Origin of the sequence: Ensifer canadensis, assembly GCF_017488845.2 — a bacterium.
GTDB classification, from domain to species: Bacteria; Pseudomonadota; Alphaproteobacteria; order Rhizobiales; family Rhizobiaceae; genus Ensifer; species Ensifer canadensis.
Genome location: NZ_CP083370.1, coordinates 2,966,276 through 2,987,014, shown reverse-complemented (window position 1 = coordinate 2,987,014; position 20,739 = coordinate 2,966,276). Strand labels below are relative to the sequence as shown.

20 protein-coding genes and 1 tRNA gene are annotated in these 20,739 nt (G+C 61.3%); 12 read left to right on the top strand and 9 right to left on the bottom strand.

The annotated features are described in order from the left end of the window. Positions 1 to 17 precede the first annotated feature (17 nt). Positions 18 to 1,613 (top strand): phosphoglycerate dehydrogenase, encoded by a 1,596-nt coding sequence (gene serA, locus J3R84_RS14650; RefSeq protein WP_025424719.1) that lies wholly within the window; start codon positions 18 to 20, stop codon positions 1,611 to 1,613. A gap of 192 nt (positions 1,614 to 1,805) precedes the next feature. Further along, positions 1,806 to 2,312 carry a GNAT family N-acetyltransferase gene (locus J3R84_RS14645; protein ID WP_203528347.1) on the top strand — a complete coding sequence of 169 codons (507 nt, stop codon included), beginning with the start codon at positions 1,806 to 1,808 and terminating at the stop codon, positions 2,310 to 2,312. Between the two features lie 51 nt (positions 2,313 to 2,363). On the opposite strand, the gene J3R84_RS14640 is transcribed toward J3R84_RS14645, so the two are convergent. Then, the gene (locus J3R84_RS14640; RefSeq protein ID WP_025424717.1) at positions 2,364 to 3,248 is read right to left on the bottom strand and encodes a DMT family transporter; all 885 of its coding nucleotides are present in this window, start codon (positions 3,246 to 3,248) and stop codon (positions 2,364 to 2,366) included. A 207-nt stretch (positions 3,249 to 3,455) separates the two neighbouring features. Between J3R84_RS14640 and J3R84_RS14635 the strand changes: the two genes are divergently transcribed. Continuing rightward, entirely contained in the window at positions 3,456 to 4,754 is a 1,299-nt protein-coding gene (locus tag J3R84_RS14635; RefSeq protein ID WP_025424716.1) for an adenylosuccinate synthase, read from the top strand. 63 nt (positions 4,755 to 4,817) lie between these two features. Further along, positions 4,818 to 7,070, top strand: a complete 2,253-nt coding sequence (locus J3R84_RS14630; RefSeq protein ID WP_025424715.1) for a hypothetical protein — start codon at positions 4,818 to 4,820, stop codon at positions 7,068 to 7,070. 87 nt (positions 7,071 to 7,157) lie between these two features. Here J3R84_RS14630 and rpoH read toward each other — a convergent pair whose 3' ends face one another. Together rpoH and J3R84_RS14620 are read right to left on the bottom strand one after the other, a co-directional pair. After that, the gene (gene rpoH, locus J3R84_RS14625) at positions 7,158 to 8,063 is read right to left on the bottom strand and encodes an RNA polymerase sigma factor RpoH (protein WP_025424714.1); all 906 of its coding nucleotides are present in this window, start codon (positions 8,061 to 8,063) and stop codon (positions 7,158 to 7,160) included. 209 nt (positions 8,064 to 8,272) lie between these two features. Beyond that, on the bottom strand, positions 8,273 to 9,301 hold the full coding sequence (locus J3R84_RS14620) for an RluA family pseudouridine synthase (protein WP_025424713.1): 1,029 nt from the start codon (positions 9,299 to 9,301) through the stop codon (positions 8,273 to 8,275). A 29-nt stretch (positions 9,302 to 9,330) separates the two neighbouring features. Between J3R84_RS14620 and J3R84_RS14615 the strand changes: the two genes are divergently transcribed. Beyond that, entirely contained in the window at positions 9,331 to 9,714 is a 384-nt protein-coding gene (locus tag J3R84_RS14615) for a hypothetical protein (protein WP_025424712.1), read from the top strand. 4 nt (positions 9,715 to 9,718) lie between these two features. Next, positions 9,719 to 10,555: a TrmH family RNA methyltransferase gene (locus tag J3R84_RS14610; RefSeq protein ID WP_025424711.1), complete on the top strand. Its 837-nt coding sequence runs from the start codon at positions 9,719 to 9,721 to the stop codon at positions 10,553 to 10,555. A 16-nt stretch (positions 10,556 to 10,571) separates the two neighbouring features. On the opposite strand, the gene J3R84_RS14605 is transcribed toward J3R84_RS14610, so the two are convergent. Both J3R84_RS14605 and J3R84_RS14600 read right to left on the bottom strand, forming a co-directional pair. Then, positions 10,572 to 11,753 carry a coiled-coil domain-containing protein gene (locus J3R84_RS14605; RefSeq protein ID WP_025424710.1) on the bottom strand — a complete coding sequence of 394 codons (1,182 nt, stop codon included), beginning with the start codon at positions 11,751 to 11,753 and terminating at the stop codon, positions 10,572 to 10,574. 261 nt (positions 11,754 to 12,014) lie between these two features. After that, a complete protein-coding gene (locus J3R84_RS14600; RefSeq protein ID WP_025424709.1) occupies positions 12,015 to 12,602 on the bottom strand; it encodes a DUF1134 domain-containing protein in 588 nt (195 codons plus the stop codon). Positions 12,603 to 12,879: 277 nt separating this feature from the next. Here J3R84_RS14600 and chpT point away from each other — a divergent pair, with 277 nt between their 5' ends. Beyond that, the gene (chpT, locus tag J3R84_RS14595; RefSeq protein ID WP_025424708.1) at positions 12,880 to 13,533 is read left to right on the top strand and encodes a histidine phosphotransferase ChpT; all 654 of its coding nucleotides are present in this window, start codon (positions 12,880 to 12,882) and stop codon (positions 13,531 to 13,533) included. Between the two features lie 265 nt (positions 13,534 to 13,798). Continuing rightward, positions 13,799 to 14,161, top strand: a complete 363-nt coding sequence (locus tag J3R84_RS14590) for a response regulator (RefSeq protein ID WP_025424707.1) — start codon at positions 13,799 to 13,801, stop codon at positions 14,159 to 14,161. Positions 14,162 to 14,440: 279 nt separating this feature from the next. On the opposite strand, the gene ctrA is transcribed toward J3R84_RS14590, so the two are convergent. After that, positions 14,441 to 15,142 (bottom strand): response regulator transcription factor CtrA, encoded by a 702-nt coding sequence (ctrA, locus tag J3R84_RS14585; RefSeq protein ID WP_025424706.1) that lies wholly within the window; start codon positions 15,140 to 15,142, stop codon positions 14,441 to 14,443. Positions 15,143 to 15,583: 441 nt separating this feature from the next. Here ctrA and J3R84_RS14580 point away from each other — a divergent pair, with 441 nt between their 5' ends. Next, positions 15,584 to 15,934, top strand: a complete 351-nt coding sequence (locus tag J3R84_RS14580; protein WP_025424705.1) for a hypothetical protein — start codon at positions 15,584 to 15,586, stop codon at positions 15,932 to 15,934. Positions 15,935 to 16,092: 158 nt separating this feature from the next. On the opposite strand, the gene J3R84_RS14575 is transcribed toward J3R84_RS14580, so the two are convergent. Beyond that, a complete protein-coding gene (locus J3R84_RS14575) occupies positions 16,093 to 16,374 on the bottom strand; it encodes a GNAT family N-acetyltransferase (RefSeq protein WP_025424704.1) in 282 nt (93 codons plus the stop codon). Between the two features lie 216 nt (positions 16,375 to 16,590). Next, positions 16,591 to 16,866 carry a CtrA inhibitor SciP gene (gene sciP, locus J3R84_RS14570; RefSeq protein ID WP_003527546.1) on the bottom strand — a complete coding sequence of 92 codons (276 nt, stop codon included), beginning with the start codon at positions 16,864 to 16,866 and terminating at the stop codon, positions 16,591 to 16,593. A gap of 487 nt (positions 16,867 to 17,353) precedes the next feature. Between sciP and J3R84_RS14565 the strand changes: the two genes are divergently transcribed. The 3 genes from J3R84_RS14565 (at position 17,354) to J3R84_RS14555 (ending at position 19,788) form a co-directional block, all read left to right on the top strand. Further along, positions 17,354 to 18,103 (top strand): helix-turn-helix transcriptional regulator, encoded by a 750-nt coding sequence (locus tag J3R84_RS14565; protein WP_025424703.1) that lies wholly within the window; start codon positions 17,354 to 17,356, stop codon positions 18,101 to 18,103. A gap of 277 nt (positions 18,104 to 18,380) precedes the next feature. Further along, positions 18,381 to 19,577, top strand: a complete 1,197-nt coding sequence (gene mnmA / locus J3R84_RS14560) for a tRNA 2-thiouridine(34) synthase MnmA (RefSeq protein ID WP_025424702.1) — start codon at positions 18,381 to 18,383, stop codon at positions 19,575 to 19,577. Positions 19,578 to 19,711: 134 nt separating this feature from the next. Then, positions 19,712 to 19,788, top strand: a tRNA-Met gene (locus J3R84_RS14555). Between the two features lie 48 nt (positions 19,789 to 19,836). Here the strand turns inward: J3R84_RS14555 and J3R84_RS14550 are convergent. Beyond that, the gene (locus J3R84_RS14550) at positions 19,837 to 20,133 is read right to left on the bottom strand and encodes a hypothetical protein (protein WP_025424701.1); all 297 of its coding nucleotides are present in this window, start codon (positions 20,131 to 20,133) and stop codon (positions 19,837 to 19,839) included. Positions 20,134 to 20,739: the final 606 nt, after the last annotated feature.

The window sequence follows — 20,739 nt, the reverse complement described above, 5'->3', positions numbered from 1 at the left end:
TTTTCAAGGAGGCCATCATGGCACCTCGCGTTCTCGTATCCGACGAACTGTCGGAAACCGCCGTCCAGATCTTCCGCGACCGCGGCGTTGAAGTCGATTTCCAGCCGAAACTCGGCAAGGACAAGGATAAGCTCGCCGAAATCATCGGCAATTATGACGGCCTTGCCATTCGCTCGGCCACCAAGGCGACCGAGAAGCTGATCGCGGCTGCGACCAATCTCAAGGTCATCGGCCGTGCCGGCATCGGCGTCGACAATGTCGATATTCCGGCCGCTTCGCGCCGCGGTATCATTGTCATGAACACGCCCTTCGGCAATTCGATCACCACGGCCGAACACGCCATCGCGCTGCTCTTTGCCGTTGCCCGCCAGCTTCCGGCCGCCGACACCTCGACGCAGGCCGGCAAGTGGGAGAAGTCCCGCTTCATGGGTGTCGAAATCACCGGCAAGACGCTCGGCGTCATCGGCGCCGGCAACATCGGCTCGATCGTCTGCTCGCGCGCCATCGGCCTCAAGATGCATGTGCTTGCCTATGACCCGTTCCTGTCGAAGGAGCGCGCCGAGGAAATGGGCGTCACCAAGGTCGAGCTCGACGAGCTTTTGGCCCAGGCCGACTTCATCACCCTGCACGTGCCGCTGACGGACAAGACCCGCAGCATCCTCAATGCCGAAGCTCTGGCCAAGACCAAGCCGGGCGTGCGCATCATCAACTGCGCCCGCGGCGGCCTCGTCGACGAGAAGGCGCTGGCCGACGCGATCAAGTCCGGCCACGTTGCCGGCGCCGGCTTTGACGTGTTCGAGGTCGAGCCTGCGACGGAAAGCCCGCTCTTCGGCCTGGCGAACGTCGTCTGCACGCCGCATCTCGGTGCGTCGACCACGGAAGCACAGGAAAACGTCGCCCTGCAGGTCGCCGAACAGATGTCGGACTATCTCGTCAAGGGTGCCGTTTCCAACGCCATCAACATGCCCTCGATCACCGCCGAAGAAGCCCCGATCCTCAAGCCCTTCATCCGGCTTGCCGACGTGCTTGGCGCCTTCGTCGGCCAGGTGACGGAAAGCGCGATCAAGGAAATCGAGATCCTCTACGATGGCGCGACCGCAGCGATGAACACCAAGGCGTTGACCAGCGCCGCGCTCGCCGGTCTCATCCGGCCGCAGGTGGCCGACGTCAACATGGTTTCGGCTCCGATCATGATCAAGGAAAAGGGCGTCATTCTTTCCGAGGTCAAGCGTGACAAGACCGGCGTCTTCGACGGCTACATCAAGCTGACGGTCAAGACCGCCAACCAGACCCGCTCGGTCGCCGGTACGGTGTTCTCCGACGGCAAGCCGCGCTTCATCCAGATCAAGGGCATCAACCTTGATGCGGATGTCGGCAGCCACATGGTCTACATCACCAACACCGACGTACCCGGCATGATCGGCTTCATCGGCATGACCCTCGGCGATGCCGGCGTCAACATCGCCAACTTCCAGCTTGGTCGCGAGAAGGAAGCCGGCGACGCCATCGCGTTGCTCTATGTCGACGGCCCGGTTTCCGATGACGTGCTCGACAAGCTGCGCGCCAACGGAGCGATCCGCCAGGCAAAGCCGCTGGTGTTCAACATCGATTGATCATCGATGCAGCAGCCTTGCGCACCGCCTGATGCGCAAGGCTGAAGGGCGCAAATCGGCCATGATTTTGTGACCTATGCGCCAGCGAATGGCCCGCTCGCCAAGGCGGGCAGATGATTGAATTCGAGAACGACCAGGAACGCATCGGGGCAAACCGGTGCGTTCTTTCGGTTTGAAACATTGATGACGGCAATGACACGACAGGCATTCCGCTGGCGCGAGGCCAGCCTTCCCGATCTCGTTTCGGTCTCCGAAATCCAGCTGGTGGTTCACGAGGCATTCCCCGAGGACGATCACGTCCTTGCCGATCGACTGGAACTGAGCCCGGAGGGCTGCTTCATGCTGGAGGTCGGCGGCGTCGCCCAAGGCTATGTCTTGAGCCATCCCTGGCTCCGCCGTGCGCCGCCTTCGCTGAACGCGGTGCTGGGCGAGATCCCAGAAACCGCCGACACCTGGTACATTCACGATCTGGCGCTTTTGCCTGAGACCCGCGGATCCGGGGCAGGGGGCAACGTCGTGCCGCTGCTCGCCGATATCGCCCGGTCGGAAGGCTACCACTCGATGTCGCTGGTGTCGGTCAACGGTTCGCGCGGCTTCTGGGAGCGGCAGGGGTTTTCCGTCCGCATGGACGAGCGGCTGGCAAGCAAGCTTGCAAGCTACGGCGAGGATGCGTTCTACAGGGAACGGTTGCTCGCCTGAAAGAGGGGCGCCGGCTCGGCCGGAAGAGGTCAATATCCGTGCGGGTTGGTATTAGTGTTTCGGGCGGCCCTTCTCGGCAATGGCGATGCCGCCGAGAACAAGCAGCAGGGCGATGAAATGGAAGGTGTGGAAGGTCTCGCCGACCAGCATGACCGACAGCAGCGTGCCGAAGACCGGGATGGCATTGATGAAGAGCCCGGCACGGTTGGCGCCGATCATCTCGACGCCGCGGACATAGAGCACCTGCGACATCAATGACGGGAAGATGGCGGCGTAGAGCAGGATGATCCAGCCGGTCGTGTCAGGAAAGATCGCGGTGCCGTTGCCGATCTCCCAGAAGAGCAGTGGAATGGCGCTGAGCAGGGCGCCGAAGGCGGGTGCGGCGATGAAACTCTGCCAATGCATCGTGGGCTTCCAGCGAAGTGCCACGGTATAGGCGGCGTAAACGATGCAGGCGGCGATCATCAGGGCGTCGCCGAAATTGAACTCCAGTTGCAGCAGGCTGGCGATGTCGCCGTGCGCGGCGGTGATCAGCACGCCGATCAGCGTCACGGTGAAGCCGATCACCTGTGCGATCGAGGCGCGGGTTCGAAACAGCATGAAATTGAACAGGAAGATCAGCATGGGGATGCCGGCCTGCAGGATGACCGCGTTGATCGCGCTGGTGTATTTCAGCGCAGAATAGAGCAGGGCGTTGAAGGTGGTGAAACCGATGACGCCATAGGCCAGCAGCTGCAGCCAATGCTGCTTGATCTTCTGCCAATCGCGGCGGATCTGCGGCGTCATCAGCACCAGGATGATGAGAAGCGCAAACACCCAGCGAAGGGTGGTGAGCATCATCGGACTGACATGCCCGACGGCCATTTTTCCGGCGACCGAATTGCCGCCCCAGAAGAGTGCGGTGACGCAGAGATAGAAATAAGCCCTGGAATTCACGATGCTGCAACCTGCTAGGATGACGGGGATTGATTGCCGCAAGGGCGGGAGAGACGCAAGATATAGGCGCTAAATCCAGCGCTTGTCATGCAAAAAGGGCGGAACGCCCGTCATAACGGGGTCGCTTTCCCGGTGACAACACAGTATAGATGCGCGGGTTTTGAGAACAGCGCAACCCTACTTGCGCGCGTCAACAGGAAGAGAATTATGACGAATGTCGTGGTGGTCGGATCCCAGTGGGGTGATGAAGGCAAAGGCAAGATTGTAGATTGGCTCTCGGAACGCGCGGATATCGTCGTGCGCTTTCAGGGCGGTCACAACGCCGGCCATACCCTGGTGATCGACGGCGTCAGCTACAAGCTGTCGCTGCTTCCGTCCGGCGTCGTGCGTCCCGGCAAGCTCGCCGTCATCGGCAACGGCGTGGTCATCGACCCGCATGCGCTGATCGCTGAAATCGACAAGCTCGGCAAGCAGGGCGTGACGATCACCCCGGAGAACCTGCGTGTTGCCGACAACGCCACGCTCATTCTTTCGCTGCACCGCGAACTCGACGGCTTCCGCGAAGACGCTGCCTCCAACAGCGGCACCAAGATCGGCACCACCCGCCGCGGCATCGGCCCGGCCTATGAAGACAAGGTCGGCCGTCGTGCGATCCGCGTGATGGACCTTGCCGACCTCGAAACCCTGCCGGCCAAGGTCGATCGCCTGCTGACGCACCACAACGCGCTGCGGCGTGGCCTCGGCGAACCGGAAATCAGCCATGACGCGATCATGCTCGAGCTGTCTTCGGTTGCCGACAAGGTACTGCCGTTCATGGAAACCGTCTGGGTGCTGCTCGACAAGGCGCGGCGCAAGGGCGCCCGCATCCTGTTCGAAGGCGCGCAGGGCACGCTTCTCGACATCGATCATGGCACCTATCCGTTCGTAACCTCGTCCAACACCGTTGCAGGTCAGGCCGCCGCCGGTTCGGGCATGGGCCCGGGCTCGCTCGGCTACGTTCTCGGTATCACCAAGGCCTATACGACCCGCGTCGGCGAGGGCCCGTTCCCGACCGAACTGCACGACGAGATCGGCCAGTTCCTGGGCGAACGCGGCCACGAGTTCGGTACGGTTACCGGGCGCAAGCGCCGCTGCGGCTGGTTCGATGCTGCGCTCGTGCGCCAGTCGGTCGCCGCCAACGGCATCACCGGCATCGCGCTGACCAAGCTCGACGTGCTCGATGGCCTTGATGAACTGAAGATTTGCGTCGGATATACTCTCGACGGACAGCAGATCGATCATCTTCCGGCAAGCCAGGCGCAGCAAGCTTCGGCAAAGCCAGTCTATATTACACTTGAAGGCTGGAAGGAATCGACTGTCGGCGCACGCAGCTGGGCAGATCTTCCGGCACAGGCGATCAAGTATGTTCGCCAGGTCGAGGAACTCATCGGTGCACCGGTGGCTCTTCTTTCGACCAGCCCGGAGCGGGACGACACAATACTTGTGACGGACCCCTTTGAGGACTAGTGTCGGCGGACTGACATTGCGTCGTGATCGCAAACACATGCCTGAGCGTATGAGAAAGTTCTGATGGCGGATTTTGTTGCAGTTATTCGCAGGACCGTTGACGGCCTGTCGGAAAACACACCGGAAATGCGGGATAAGGTCTACGAGAAGGCGCGCGCCGCCGTGCGTCGCCAACTCGAAAATATGAATCCGCGTCCGTCGGACGATATGATCAATCGTCAGCTGGCAAAGCTCGAAAACGCGATCGGCGAGGTCGACAGCGAATATGCCGAGGCCCTGCCGGCGATCGACGCGTTCGAGCCCGAGGCTGAAGTTGCGGAAGCGGTCGTGCCCGCTGAGGCGGAACCGGAACCGGGCGATGTCGTCGAGACGCCTGTCGAGCAGGTCGAGTCCGAGGCGGAAAGCGAGCCGGTGACGGCCGCTGCCGAAGAGCCGGCGACAGAAGCCGTTGGCGATGTCGAGCCTGCTGACGCCGACGCGTCCGTCGAGCATGATGAGCAGCTGGAAAGCTATGCCGAGCCCGTGCCCGCCGAAGCAACGGCCGAACACGCCGAAGCCGTCGAAGAGCAGGCCGAGCCGACTTGGCAGCCGCCGGTCGAGGACGAGCAGCCGGCCGACGCACACGCGCATGATGAGAAAATCGTCGCATCCGCCGAGCCTGCCGCTGAAGAGGTCTTTGACCACGCGCCGGTTGCCCCGGCCATCGAGCCTGAGCCCGAATCGGTGCAGGAAGCGATCTGGGATGCGCCCGCTGTCGAGCCTGCTTCGGAAACGTCAGCGCGTTCGGAATGGGAACTGCCGGACTGGGACGACACGAAGCCTGCACCTGCCTCGCTGGACGCGAAGCCGGACGACGGGGTCGACGATGCCGGTGCACCTGAGTTGCTCGGCATGCATCCCGTCGAGGAAAAGCCTGGCGAAATAGAGCCGGTGGCGCCGAAAGCAGATGCCAGCCGTTCCTGGTCGTTCGACGACGACGATCCGTTTGCCTCGATCACCGAGCGCCCCGCTCAAAAGGCCAGCGACGCCGAAATTTCCGATTGGTCGTGGCCGGTCGAAAAGACATCGCTAACGCCGGCCGCAAACTCGGCGGAATCCGCAAGCCAGCAGGAGCGCGCGGGTACGGCCTGGGATCACATTGACGATCTTCTGGGTCTTGAAGGCGGTGCGACGGCGGCAGGTGCGGGAGCGGCAACGGCCAAGGATATCGATCGCGGCATCGAGATGCCGGCGCGGCCGACTTCGTATAGCACGACGCCAAAGCCTTCGCGCTTCAGCGTCAAGCGCCTGGTGATCGCCGCCGGCTTTTTGCTCGTGCTCGGTGGCGGCGGATTTGCCTATTGGCAGAACCGGGAGGCGGGCAATGCCTGGATTTCCGGCATGGTCGCTTCGATAACGTCGGCCGTTTCCGGCAAGGGTGAGACGCCGGCGGAACAGCAGAGCACGCCCCCGGCGCCGACCGGCGAGACCGTGACGCAACAGCCCGGCGCGCATGACGACACGGCTGTTCCGGACAACACGTCGACGAAATTTACCCAGCGCCTGCTTGCCGATGGCTCGGAAACCGATGCCGGCCCGGCTGTCTTGAACGGTGAAAGTGCCGCGCAGGAAGGCAAGTCGGTCGCACCGCAGACCGAAGCCGGAAAACCGCAGGAAGAAGCGGCCGGTACGCCTGGTACCGACGCCGGAACGCCTGGTACAGGTCTGCAACCCGGCGCTCAGCCGGCACAGCCGGATGTTGCGGTTGCCAACGGCGAAAAGATGTTCCTCTACGAAGAGCGGCTTGGCCAATCCTCTCCGACCGCCATTCCGGGAACTGTCGCCTGGTCGGTCAAGGAGGAGTCTCCGGGTGGCGACGCCAAGCCGGAACCGGCAATCCAGGCTCAGATCACCGTGCCGGACCGCGGGTTGACGGCGCTGATGACGATCAAGCGCAATGCGGATCCGTCCCTGCCGGCAAGCCACGTGATCGAGTTCGTGTTCTCGCTGCCGCAGAACTTCGAAGGCGGCGCCATCGACGGTGTGCAGCGCGTTTCGATGAAGCGGACGGAGCAGGATCGTGGCGATGCGCTGATCGCGGTACCCGCCAAGATCACCGACGACTTCCACATGATCGCGCTCAACGACTTCGCCGAAGCGGTTGGCAGCAATACCGAACTGCTGCGCAGCCGCGGCTGGATCGATATCCCGCTGACATACCGCAACGGTCGCCGCGCCTTGCTGACGCTTGAAAAGGGCCAGAGTGGCAACGAAGCCTTCAGCCAGGCGATGCGCGCTTGGGGATCGTCAGGCAATACGGCAGCGACAGGCCAATAGGGCCGGACGAGTTGAAGCAGGAACAACAAAAAACCCGGCGAGAACTTCGCCGGGTTTTTTCGTTTCCTGTTATGCCAAGCCTCGGACCTATGCGCCTTCGACGACGCGCAAGGCTTGGGCATTCTCCAACGCCGCCTTGCGGACGGCGTCCTGGACCTTTTCAAAGGCCCTGACTTCGATCTGGCGCACGCGCTCGCGGCTGATATCGAACTCGGTCGATAGGTCTTCGAGCGTCAACGGATCTTCGGTAAGGCGGCGCGCCTCGAAGATGCGGCGTTCACGATCGTTGAGCACCTTCATCGCGTTTGCGAGCAAGGCCTTGCGGCTGTCCAGCTCATCCTGTTCAATCAGGATCTGTTCCTGATTGTCGTGGTCGTCGACGAGCCAATCCTGCCATTGTCCGGATTCGCCTTCGCTCGCCTTGATCGGCGCGTTCAGCGAAGCATCGCCGGACAGGCGACGGTTCATCGAGATGACCTCGTCCTCGCTGACCTTCAGGGTCGTGGCGATTTCCTTGACGTGCTCGGGCTTCAGGTCGCCTTCATCGAGCGCCTGGATCTTGCCCTTGAGTCGACGCAGGTTGAAGAACAGCCGCTTCTGGTTGGCGGTCGTACCCATCTTGACCAGCGACCAGGAGCGCAGGATGTATTCCTGGATGGCGGCCTTGATCCACCACATGGCATAGGTCGCCAGGCGGAAGCCGCGATCGGGCTCGAACTTCTTGACGGCCTGCATCAGGCCGACGTTGCCTTCAGACACGACTTCGCCGATCGGCAGGCCGTAGCCGCGATAACCCATCGCGATCTTGGCGACGAGGCGCAGGTGGCTGGTGACGAGCTTGTGAGCGGCGTTGCGGTCGTCATGCTCCTGATACCGCTTGGCGAGCATGTACTCTTCCTGCGGCTCGAGCATGGGAAATTTGCGGATTTCGTCGAGATAACGATTGAGGCCGCCTTCACCAGCGGCAATGGACGGCAAATTGTTTCGGGCCATGAAGCACCCCCTTTATAGTCTCCGGCCTCCGGGCGGCAGGCCGGGCATGTGGGTCTTCGTTAAGACCCCACGAGGCTACAAAATAAGTACGGCGAAAGCATGATTCAAGGAGTCCGGTTTCACTAACATGTGACGCCGGAGGCAAGACAGATCACGAATAGAGGCGAAGTTAAGATTGGAATCCTGCGGCCGAAATTCAAGAGGTGGCGCTACGTTGCGCCGCGCAGGGCCTCGACCAGGGCCGCCATGTCTTCAGGCATCGGGGCCTCGAAGTGCATAGTTTCGCCGGTCGACGGATGTTCGAACTGCAGCATGAAGGCATGCAGGGCCTGGCGGTGGAATTGGCTGACCACGGACTTTGCCGCCTCCGGTAGGAGGTTGGCCTTGGTGCGAAAGGCCGCGCCATATTCCGGGTCGCCGATCAGCGGATGCCCGATATGAGCCATGTGCACGCGGATCTGGTGGGTGCGACCGGTTTCGAGGTGGCATTCCACCGTCGATGCCAGGCTGGTGCCGTCGGGCTTTTCCAGATAGCGCTCGACGACCTCGTAATGGGTGATCGCTTCGCGGGCGTCGTCGCTGTCTTCTCGCTTTACGGCGCGCTTGGTGCGGTCGCCCGCTCGGCCGAGAGGGGCGTCGATGGTGCCCTTCAACTGGCGCGGCCGGCCCCAGACGACAGCCCGGTAGGCGCGCTCGAGCGGGCCGGTGCGGCCGTGATCGGCAAACTGGTCCGACAGGTGGCGGTGGGCGGCGTCGTTCTTGGCGACGACCATGACCCCGCTCGTTTCCTTGTCGAGGCGGTGGACGATACCGGGCCGCTTGACGCCGCCGATGCCCGAGAGGCTGTTGCCGCAATGGTGGATGAGCGCATTGACCAGCGTGCCCGTCCAATTGCCGGCGCCGGGATGAACGACAAGGCCTGCCGGCTTGCACAGGACGATCAGGTGATCGTCCTCATAGAGCACGTCGAGCGGGATATCCTCGCCCTTCGGCTCCGGATCTTCCGGCTCGGGCAGGTCGATCTCGAAATGGTCGCCCGGTTGGACCTTCTTCTTCGGTTCGGTCACCAGCTTGCCGTTGATCGAAACAGCACCCTGCTCGATCAGGCTCTTGATCCGGTTGCGGGAAAACTCGCCCGAAAGTGCCTCGGTCAGGAAGGAATCGAGCCGCCCTGCGGCGTCCTCGCCCGCCGTCAGGACTTTCCTATTGGCTGCTGCTTGTTTAAAGGGGTCGTTCATTCCGTTTTAATTCCGATAAAAGGCCTATCATGACCGCGACCGCGCCCGATGACCAGGAAGACAAGCCGCTAGACCCGGCGATGGAGAATGTTCGCCGCAAGATGGTGCGGCTGCAGCTCGTCTCGGCAGGCGTGATGTTGGTCATGCTTATGGCTGTCCTCGGAACGATTGTCTACAAGCTGACCCGCACGGACGAAAAGGCGCAGGCGCAATCCGCAGCCATCGCCGTTCCGAGCGAGGCGCCGGTCAATGCGGTTGCCGCCCTCCCGGCCGGCTTCACGGTGACCAACGTCGCGCTGTCGGGCTCGCAGGTGCTTTTCTACGGCAATCTGCCCGGCGCCGAGCCGCGCGCCATCGTCTTCGATATCGCCGCCGGCCGCATCGTTGCCGACATCACCGTCAGGACCAACTGACGGTATGAGCTCAAGCGCCTCGCCTCCGATCCGCATCGATGATCCGGCAGATCCGCGCATCGCCGGCTTCGTGTCGATCAAGGAGCGCGACCTGACGGGCCGACAGGGGCGTTTCATCGCTGAAGGCACGGTGGTGCTGCGCATGCTGGCGGCTGCGCATCGCTCCAACAGCGGGCTTGGCGCCGAGGCGATCCTGCTTCTCGAAAGCCGTGTGCCCGGCGTAGAGGCCATTCTGGCGGAATTTCCCGCTGACGTGCCCGTCTATGTGGCGGCGGCACCGGTGTTCGACGCGATTGCCGGCTTCAACATTCACCGTGGCGTGCTGGCACTCGGGCGCCGTGACGGCGTTGCCGGCCGGGACGCGCTGCTCGCCTCACTGCCGGCTACCAGCCTTGTGCTCGCCGCTTGCGGCATCTCCAATCACGACAATATGGGCTCGCTGTTTCGCAATGCGGCGGCCTTCGGCGTCGATGCGGTGCTGATGGATGAGACGAGCTGCGATCCGATGTACCGCAAGGCGATCCGTGTTTCCGTCGGTTCGGTGCTGACGGTGCCGTTTGCGCGCGAAGGGTCGGCGGCGTCGCTGATCGAACGGCTGCAGGATGAGGGTTTTGCGATCTGGGGGCTGTCGCCGGCCGGCGAAACCGACATCGGCGGAATACCGCCGGCCAGGCGCACTGCCTTGCTCGTCGGAACGGAAGGTGAGGGGCTGCCGCCGGCCATCCTGAAATCCATACGCACCGCGCGCATTCGCCAGCGGCCCGGGCTCGACAGCCTCAATGTCTCGATGGCAGCCGGCATCGCGCTGCATCAGGTCGCCTTGATCAACGACCGGATCTGACGCGCACAGAACGCGCCTATTCCTTCGGCAGGATTTCCTTTGCCCGCTTTGCCAGGCTCTTGCGGCCGGCAGCATCGTTGTTTTCGTCACCCGCGAGCAGGCTGAGGATCGGCGAGGCGGCGCCCTCGCGCGTTGCCGTCAGAGCCACCATGCCGGCGGCAATTTCCGCCACTTCCTCGCGCAAGGCATCGTCATGGGCGGTCGTCTTGGAATTGGTCAACCGTTCCGACACGGCGGCCGCACGGTTCTTGAGTTCATGCGAAAGCGCCGCAGTTTCCAGCGGCGGCACGCCCGGTTGCTCGATGGGCTGCGCAGGGTGCGCGGCAACGCCCTCCGACGGCTCGCTGCCGCTTGCGCGACGGTCCTTGCGCGCTGGGAAGGCGATACCTGCCGCGCGCAACACCTTGGCGGCATCCCGCATGTCCTGGTTCACGTCTTTCACCTTGGTCTTCAGTCGTTCGATTTCATCGGCGCGTCGCTCGAGCGCGCTTTCGCGATCGGCGCCTGCAGCCAGTTCCCGCGAAAGCTTGTCTTCCAGTCGCTGCAGGCGGCTCTCGTCACGGGCAAGACGCAGCTCCATTTCCTTGGCATGCGCGCTTTCCGTCTTCAGATCTGCACGCAGCGCATCGCGCTCGTCGCGGAGCGTCGCGACGCGGCTCTTGAGGTTTTCGGCCTCTGTCTCGCCGGCGGCAAGGTCGAGGCGCAGATTGTCGATGGCGGCGGCCTGTTGCGCCAACTGATTGGTCAGAGTCTTGATCGTTTCCGCCTTGCCGGCGTTGTCGCGCTCGACGGTTTCGAGCGAAACCTTCATGCGCTCCAGTCGCTGCTCGAACTGTCGGATCGCCGAGCGCATGTCGGCGGCTTCGACGTTCATGTCGGCAAGCTGGGAATGCAGATCGGCATTCTCGCCGTTCAGGCGGCGCGCCTCCTGCAGTGTCTTCTCGTTGTTGAGCATCAGCGACACGCCCTTGTCGCGCTCGCGCTTCAGGGCTTGCTGCGTGCGGGCGTTCTCGGCGGCAAAGGTGGCGCGGGCGGCATCTTTCTGGGCGCGCACTTCCTGGGGGCTGAGCGGCATGGTCGCTTTCAGGCGATCCTCGGCAAAGCGCACGATGCGGCGGTGAATGGCCGGCGCGACGAGAAGGCCGATGATGATCGCCGTCAGGAAGCCCAGGGCAAAGAGGAGCGAGAATTCAATCACGAGCTGGCCGTTTCAAAGCTGGACCGGAAGCAAACGCCCCGCCCGACCATCATAGTCAGAGCAAGGCGCTTGATGTTACTTTCCTGCACTAAACATGACGTTTCGTGCGCTGCAAGTATTTGACGCGGGATTTCGCCAAAGCGCACCCGCCATCTACAGCGCCGCGCGTCTTGTTAGACGCGCAAAGGTCGCTGTAGCACTTTAAATTGCTGCATGTTTTTTCCTTAAATCGAATAGGATTCAAGAAAACATGCAGTTAGGTCAGAAGGGGTTCCAGGTCGGGTTCTGCGTCATCTTGAGATAGCCGACATTGACCCCGAGCCGGGCGCCGATGCCGGTGCGGATCGGGACGACGACGATGTGTTCGTCGGTGAGCACCGTCATGCCGACGCCGGCCACGACATAGGCCGAACCGGAGACGCCGCCAAACCGCTTGTAGAGGGATGGCACGCTCGGAAGGTTGTAGACCAGCATCATCGTGCGGCTGCCCTGTCCGCCCCAGTCGATGCCGAGTGACGGGCCCTGCCAGAAGACGTTGTGCTGGCCGGCATTCTTGGTGTTGAGTTCGCCTTCCCCGTAGGTCAGGCCAGCGATGAAGGCGCCGGAACCTTCCTGTCCGAGGATATAACCGTTCGGCAGGCCGTAACGTTCGAAGGCGCGCTCCACCACCTTGGCGAGGCCGCCCGAGGTTTCGCCGAAGAAGCCGTGACCGGCATCGACGATCTCCTGCATCGAATATTGACTATTCGCCTGCTGGGCATGGGCGGCGGATATGGCGCCGGCCATCAGGAACATCGTCGCCAGGATAGCGCGGCTGGCCATCGTGGCTGCCTTCATGATCTGCTGCATCGTTTCCTCCGTCAGGCGCGAAAATCACTCGCTTGCGGGTTTGCTATGGCCGGCATCGCCTGTGACGGCGCGGCCAGCGGGGGTCTGGACCATTTCCCTGCAATTTGAACCGATGGTCTTAACAATCGGTTTACCAAATGTGGTGTCATTATGATCCACTGATGAACGGCTGCGCCGGGCAGCCCATGGCTTGCGTCTTAGCGCCTGAGGCTTTACCGGCTCTGCCCGAGCGCGTGCCTCATGTCCGCATGCCGATGGAACCGAACAAGGAAAGACGATGGCAACGAATCCGAACCTGACATTGACGGGACCCGATCTGGCCGCGCTTCTGTGCAGCCGGGTTTGCCACGACATCATCTCGCCGGTCGGCGCCATCAACAATGGCCTGGAACTTCTGGACGAGGGCGGCGCCGATGCCGACGCCATGGACCTCATCCGCACCAGCGCTCTCAATGCGTCCGTCCGCCTGAAGTTCGCCCGTCTCGCCTTCGGCGCCTCCGGCTCGGTCGGCGCGTCGATCGACACAGGCGAAGCGGAAAAGGCGGCCAAGGACTTTGCCGCCGCCGAGAAGAAGACCGAGGTCAACTGGCACGGGCCGCGCGCCATCATCGCCAAGAACCGGGTCAAGCTGCTCCTCAACCTCTTCCTCATTGCCTATGGGGCGATCCCGCGCGGTGGCGTCATCGACATCACGCTCGAAAATCCCGAACTCGACGCGGTGTTCACGCTGGCCTGCAAGGGCCGGATGATGCGCGTGCCGCCGCGTCTGGTCGAACTTCTGTCCGGCACGCCGGAAGAGGCGGTCGATGCGCATTCGATCCAGCCCTACTACACGGTGCTGCTCGGCGAGGAAGCGGGCATGACGATCGATGTGGTTTCGACCGGCGAAGAGATCATCTTCACGGCGCGTATGAAGCCGGCCGACGCCTAAGTCCGGCGCTGCCTTTGCTGTTTTGATACATGTCCGGCGCGGTGTGGTGATGGCCCCCGCGCCGGATATTTGCGTGGCCACCGATTGAGCGCCTGCTTTTGCCGGCTTTTGACCGGTCCGCTCAAAACATTAATGTTTTCAGCGCTTTAAAACGCTTCGGAAAGCCTGTGTTAAGCAAGCTCCGTAACGAAATCTTTGCCAAATTTGTGTAGGGTTGTTCCAAGCGTGCGAGCACGCGTATAGGTAAGTCATGAAGGAGTTGGACATGCGGCGCTTGATGATTGCCGACGGCTCGGATGTCGTCAGGAAAGTTGGGAAACGTATCCTGTCCGGCATGGGCTTCCTTGTCTACGAAGCGCCGAGCGGCCTTGAGGCGCTGGTGCGCTGCGAAGCCGAGCTGCCGAATATTCTCGTGGTCGACGCCGGCCTGGAGGGCGCTCTGGATCTCATCGCCAATATCAGGCGACTGCCGAATGGTGCGTCTGTGCGCATCTATTACTGCGTCGTCGAGGCGGATCTGAAGAAGATGATGGCCGGCAAGCGCGCCGGTGCCGATGATTTCCTGCTGAAGCCGTTCGATCGCAAGATCCTGACGAGCGTCTTTGCCAGCCAGTCGATGGCGGCCTGAACCGCAATAAACGTGTTTCCGGACTGAACAAGCCGCGGCAGTTGCTGCGGCTTTTTGCTGTCTCGTCTTGGCACTTTTTGCATGACACCCGAGATCAAGGCCGAGGCAGGCGCATGTCACCACCTTCGGACCTTTGACACCAGGAAGCACCTGATCACCGAGGGAAGGGGCGACCATAACGAAAAAACCCGCCTCGAAGGGCGGGTTTGTTCAAAAGGCGTCCGTTGGCGTCATGCCTGGATATGCGGGTCCATGCCGCGCCCGGAAGAAAGCTCGAAATCAGGCGGTTTCGGCGTATTCGGCACCATCCGGCTCGCGCAGAACGTAGCCACGGCCCCAGACGGTTTCGATGTAGTTGGCGCCGCCGGCAGCATTGGCAAGCTTCTTGCGCAGCTTGCAGATGAAGACGTCGATGATCTTCAGTTCCGGCTCGTCCATACCGCCGTAGAGGTGGTTGAGGAACATTTCCTTGGTGAGCGTCGTGCCCTTGCGCAGCGAGAGCAGCTCGAGCATCTGGTATTCCTTGCCGGTGAGGTGGACGCGCTGTCCGCCGACTTCCACCGTCTTGGCATCGAGATTGACGATCAGTTCGCCGGTCGAGATGACCGACTGGGCATGACCCTTGGAACGGCGGACGATCGCATGGATGCGCGCCACCAGCTCGTCCTTGTGGAACGGCTTGGTCATGTAGTCGTCGGCGCCGAAGCCGAGACCGCGAACCTTGTCTTCAATTCCGGCCATGCCGGAGAGAATGAGGATCGGCGTCTTCACCTTGGAAAGACGCAGTGTTCTCAAGACCTCGTAACCGGACATGTCCGGAAGGTTGAGGTCGAGAAGGATGATGTCGTAGTCATAGAGTTTGCCGAGATCGACGCCTTCCTCACCGAGATCGGTGGTGTAAACGTTGAAACTCTCGGACTTGAGCATCAGCTCAATGCTCTGAGCCGTTGCGCTGTCGTCTTCAATTAGTAGAACCCGCATATTCTTCCCCTTTTCCGCCGCCCAAGGTCATCGTGGCCCCCTTACGCGATACGGATCCAGTCGTTGCCTGATTTGGAGGCTGCCATCAAATGGTTAACAAATTCTGATTCACTCTGGCAAGCTGTATCGAGATTGTTAAATATTTTTAGCAGTTCCCTGATTTCAAACGTGAATCCAAAATGGCACTTTTCATGCGAAACATGAGGAAATGCCGCTATCTGACTCTTCTGACTCGTTAATGCCGGGGCCGTCATATTTCGTGCCTCAGTATTTACGGAGCCTTAAATCATCACCCCTATGATTAACGATGCCCGTAAACGAAAGGTTACCAGCGGTAGGCTTTTGTTAATATCGCTGTCGATTTTCGTTTTCTGTCTGTTGGGGCAGGCTCGACGGGCCAAATCAGTAACCGGGGTCTCGTTATCCACGGGAGTATTGCGTATGAAAGCACGTGAGAGCCTTGTCCGCCTGAAGGAATTTCAGGTCAGGGAGAAGCAGCGTCAGCTGAGCCAGCTTCAGATGATGATGGCTGAGTTCGAACGGATGACCAAGGATCTGGAAAATCAGATTGTTTTCGAGGAAAAGAAGTCGGGCATTTCCGATCCCTCGCATTTTGCCTATCCCACTTTCGCCAAGGCTGCTCGTCAAAGAGCCGACAATCTTCAGGTCTCCATTCGTGAACTGAAGGCGCAGCAGGATGCGGCCGAACTTGCACTTGAAGAAGTGCAGGCCGAATTTGCGAAGGCGGCGGCGCTCGAGGAACGGGATACGACGACGCGTCTCAGGGCGTAAGCTCCTTAGCCGTTTCGAGGCAGATGATTTTCATTCTTTGTCGGGCGATGCCGATGGCATGGCCCGATCCGGCACGATTGTCACAAGAACGAAAAACCCGCGCGACAGGCATCTGTCGGGCGGGTTTTCCCATTTCGGAACTTTGGTGGTTTGCCGCCTCAGGCCTGGATCACGTCCTGCCAATCGGGATGGCGCAGCGCCTGCGCGCGCATGAACGGGCAGAGCGGAATGATCTTCCAGCCGCCCTTGCGCGCTTCGTCGATTGCATGTTTTGCCAGCGCCTGGCCGACGCCCTTGCCGCGCAACTCGTCGGGAACGAGCGTGTGATCGACGATGATCAGTTTCGGCGATGAGCGGGAATAGGTCATCTCGCCGGTATAGCCTTCGACGGTTGTCGAGTAGCGGCCGTGCGAACCGATTTCTTCGTGGGCGATATCCATCTCAGCATCCCTTCACATTCAACGTTTGCGTGTTGCTGAAGATGCTATCGCATGACTGCAGCATTCGAAACCGGTTTGGCGAACGCGAAGGGGAAACGCACTGTCGCCGAAATGTTGCCTATTGAAAGACGGGGCGGAGCGGGCGACGGAAAACGAAGACGGCGGCCACCGGAAATTCCGGAGCCGCCGTTCGACCTATGGCCCTGTTGGGGGCTTTTAGTGGCGATATTGCTGGATGCGTGTGGTGCGCAGGCCGGCCAGACCGTGATCGTTGATGGAGGACTGCCAGGAAAGGAATTCCTCGACAGTGAGGGTATAGCGTTCGCACGCTTCCTCAAGGCTCAAAAGGCCACCGCGGACAGCGGCAACCACCTCAGCCTTCCTGCGAATAACCCAGCGCCGGGTATTCGCCGGCGGCAGATCCGCAATCGTCAGAGGACTGCCATCGGGGCCGATGACATATTTTACACGTGGTCGCATCATTTCGGTCATGGGACTCTCTACACAAACTCAAGACCATATGTTGCTGACCTTAGCCCGCCACATTTAACATTTGCCTAAGCGGTCGGTAACAATTTGCTCATAATTTTAAATACTTCCGCACACTCCCTCGATCACTTCCGCAACGTCCCGCCGGCGATCGCGACGCCTGTCGCGCTCGACAAGAGCCGCCTTAATGCCCGGAAAGCTTTGGATTATCGCGGATTTTACATGGGAGCCATGCAATTACCACATTTCACTTTAACTAAAATTCTTGGTAACGAGGCGCCGAAATAAAGGATGAGCGACGTTTGTGCGCTCCCGAATCATTCTTGGTGCATCGTCATATTTTCACAACCGGTCGCGTTGCTTTCGCGGGCATGCCGGAGAGGGTGGCTGTATTCTGGCTGCCGGGTGAAGTTCATGCACCGGATGATTTTCGGGGCTGTTTGTATTCTCTCGACCAGGTGCGTTGGCACCGGTGATGTGGTGATCAGAGATGAAGGAATCGAATGAACCAGCCTTGCTGCGCGAGGCTGAGACGGCGGACATGATTTCCGAAATCGATACGGCTGCCGTCCGCACGGAATACGAACTTCTGCACCTGATGCGGCGGTTGATCGCGCGCTATGGCTTCGGCCATTTCATGATCGCGCGCCTGCCGCTGGCCGAGCAGCAGCGCTTTTCCGAGCGCCTGGTGCTGAGTAACTGGCCGTCGGAGCTGGTGCGCCAGTACGACGCCTGCGAGACCTTTCAGTCGAGCGTGCTCGTCGAGCGCCTGCGCGGTACCAAGCTGCCGGTAACCGGCGGCGCCGAGCTGCTCGATGCGGCCGGCAAACCGACCGACGAGGCGATGGTGCACCGGCTGCTGGCGCATCCGGAGATGGGGCGCCATTTCGCCGTCCAGTTGCATACCAGCAGCGGCGATCCCTTCGTCGCCATGCTGTCCGGACGACGCGACCCGCCTGTCGGCGTCGAGCAGGCGACGCTCTATCTTTCCCTCGTGCAGCTGTTCGAATGCCTCGAACGCACCTTCGACACCGGCAGCTCGGCGCGCGAAAAGCTGTCGAGCCGCGAGATCGAGTGTCTGCGCTGGGCCGCAGCCGGCAAGAGCAGCGACGAGATCGCCATCATCCTTGGCATCTCCACCTATACGGTCAGCAGCTACTTCAAGAGCGCGACCCGCAAGCTCGACGCCGTCAACCGCATGCAGGCGATCGCCCGCGCCATGCGGCTGAAACTGATCTGAGACGGACCGCCCTGACCGGCCTTGCGCCATAGCACCGCCCTTGCCGCCGGGCGGACAAGTTTCTATATGTCGGCGACTGGAGCCTCCCGCTTTCAAGAAAGCGGAGAAGATACTCTGGACATTGTCGTGCTACAGCGACCTTGGCGCGTCTGAATAAGACGCGCGGCGCTGTAGAAGCCGAACGCGTGCCGCGTGCTATCGCGCAGGCATTGCATCGCATGAAGCGTGAAACAGGGGCGAGCGTTGTCGCTGCCACCCGAAGGCCGGATTGGATCCCGTGAATACTCTCAATTTTGACCGCAAGCCCGAAGATACGCGTGTCGTTGTCGCCATGTCCGGCGGCGTCGATAGTTCCGTCGTCGCGGGCCTGCTCAAACGCGAGGGTTACGACGTTCTCGGCATCACGCTGCAGCTCTACGACCACGGTACCGCCGTCCACCGTGCCGGCTCCTGCTGTGCCGGCCAGGACATCGACGACGCGCGACGCGTCTGCGAAACGCTCGGCATCCCGCATTACGTGCTCGATTACGAAGCGCGCTTCCGCGAAACGGTGATCAACCCGTTTGCCGAAAGCTATGTCGCCGGCGAAACGCCGATCCCCTGCGTTGCCTGTAACCAGACGGTCAAGTTTGCCGATCTCCTGGCGACGGCCAAGGAGCTCGGTGCCGATGCGCTGGCGACCGGCCACTACATCCGCTCGCGGCCGAGCCCGAACCCGCGCTATGCCGGCCAGCGGGCGCTCTATCGCCCGACTGACGCCGATCGCGACCAGAGCTACTTCCTCTTTGCCACCACGCAGGAGCAGATCGACTATCTGCGCTTCCCGCTCGGTCACCTCTCCAAGGCCGAAACGCGGGTGCTGGCCGAAGAGATGGGCCTTGTCGTTGCCCAGAAGGCCGACAGCCAGGACATCTGTTTCGTGCCGCAGGGCAAGTACAGCGATATCGTTTCCAAGCTGAAGCCGAATGCAGCGCTTGCCGGCGAGATCGTGCATCTCGATGGCCGCATACTCGGCACCCATGACGGCATTTTGCACTACACCATCGGCCAGCGCCGCGGCATCGGCATCGCCACCGGCGAGCCGCTCTATGTCGTCTATCTCGACGCCCGCTCGCGCCGCGTCATCGTCGGCCCCAAGGAAGCGCTGGAAACGCGCCGCGTCTACCTGCGCGACGTCAACTGGCTGGGCGATGAAGATCTTGAAGACGTGGCAGCCGATGGCTTCGACTGTTTCGCCAAGGTCCGCTCCACCCGCCAGCCGGCGCCCGCTATCCTGAAGCGTGACGCCGAGGGTCTTTATGTCGAGCTTGCCGAAGGCGAAGCCGGCATCGCGCCCGGCCAGGCCTGCGCGCTCTATTCCGGCGTCGGCGAAGACGCCCGCGTCTATGGCGGCGGCTTCATCCGCAAATCCGAGCGTGAGGCCGGTGCGGAAGCCGCATTGAAGGTGCTTCTGGCAGCGCCTGCGGCTGCCTGAGGCAGTCATTTCCGATCGCGCGGGAAAACTTCACATTTTCCCCGCGACTTGGCTTGACACTAGGCAGAACCGGGCCTTATAAGCCGCCCGTCCAGTCAAGACGGCTTCACCTTCGAAGCCCTGACGCGGTACCCGGCGGAGTAGCTCAGTAGGTTAGAGCAGAGGAATCATAATCCTTGTGTCGGGGGTTCGAATCCCTCCTCCGCTACCATTAGACACCCCGCTCGTACCTTAGGTTGGGTCTCTGCAAAGGAACTCCTTAGCTTTCCAATGAGTTGGATATCGGGCTTGCGCTTCTCCAAGTTCTGACCCGTACTTCCTTGATCAACTGGCGCATCAGCCTCGAATAGGCGTCTGCGCTCTTCGGGTTCCGCTCGATCACCTTCCGCAGGTCTTTCAGCGAGCGGCGGTACGACTCGATCGCTGCCGGGTGCAGAGTGACTGGGCTGACGGGCTCCGGCTCTTGGGCCAACTCTGCCTGCCACGAACGAATGTTATCCCCCAGGTCGCGGTGTTCGGTGCCTATGCTGGCAACGTTGATGACGCCGTTGAGCAATGGTGGCGTCCTTGATGCGGCTCTCCAGATCATTGCGTCGGCGCGACATGTCCGCAGCGAGGCGCATGCGAGCCTGGGTTCTGCTGTCGAGTGGGGGGGGCGACCAAATCGGACCTCCGCTGCAGGGCGCGGCTACTGCACGCGACATGGAAACGACACGCGGGACGGCGTCCCCAACACATACGCCTAGCTTCTTTAAACCTCGGTATAATTTCGCAAGCTGCGGTCGGCTGATAGGTTCCTTTCATCGCCTCAACACTTTTGTCCTCCCGGTGCGGCGATCTATCGACTTCGGTGTGTTTCCCCTGCCGTTGTCACCGCGGTCGGCGGATAAAGGCGACATCAGAGGCATGTCCGAAATCACCTGAACTGTGTCCTTTCGGACGTTTGAGACCCAGACGGTGATTCAGTCAACCCATCCAACACAAAAGGGCTTTCGATATGCATGATGATAATTGTTGCAACCCACCCCGCAGATCCTTCTTAAGTGCCGTCGCCGGGATCACGGCGGCGACCGCGCTCACTGCTGTCGGCGGCGGAGGAGCGCAAGCGGCCACCAATGATCCCTATGCCGATCCACCAAATCCGGCCCTTGAAAAGGGCAAC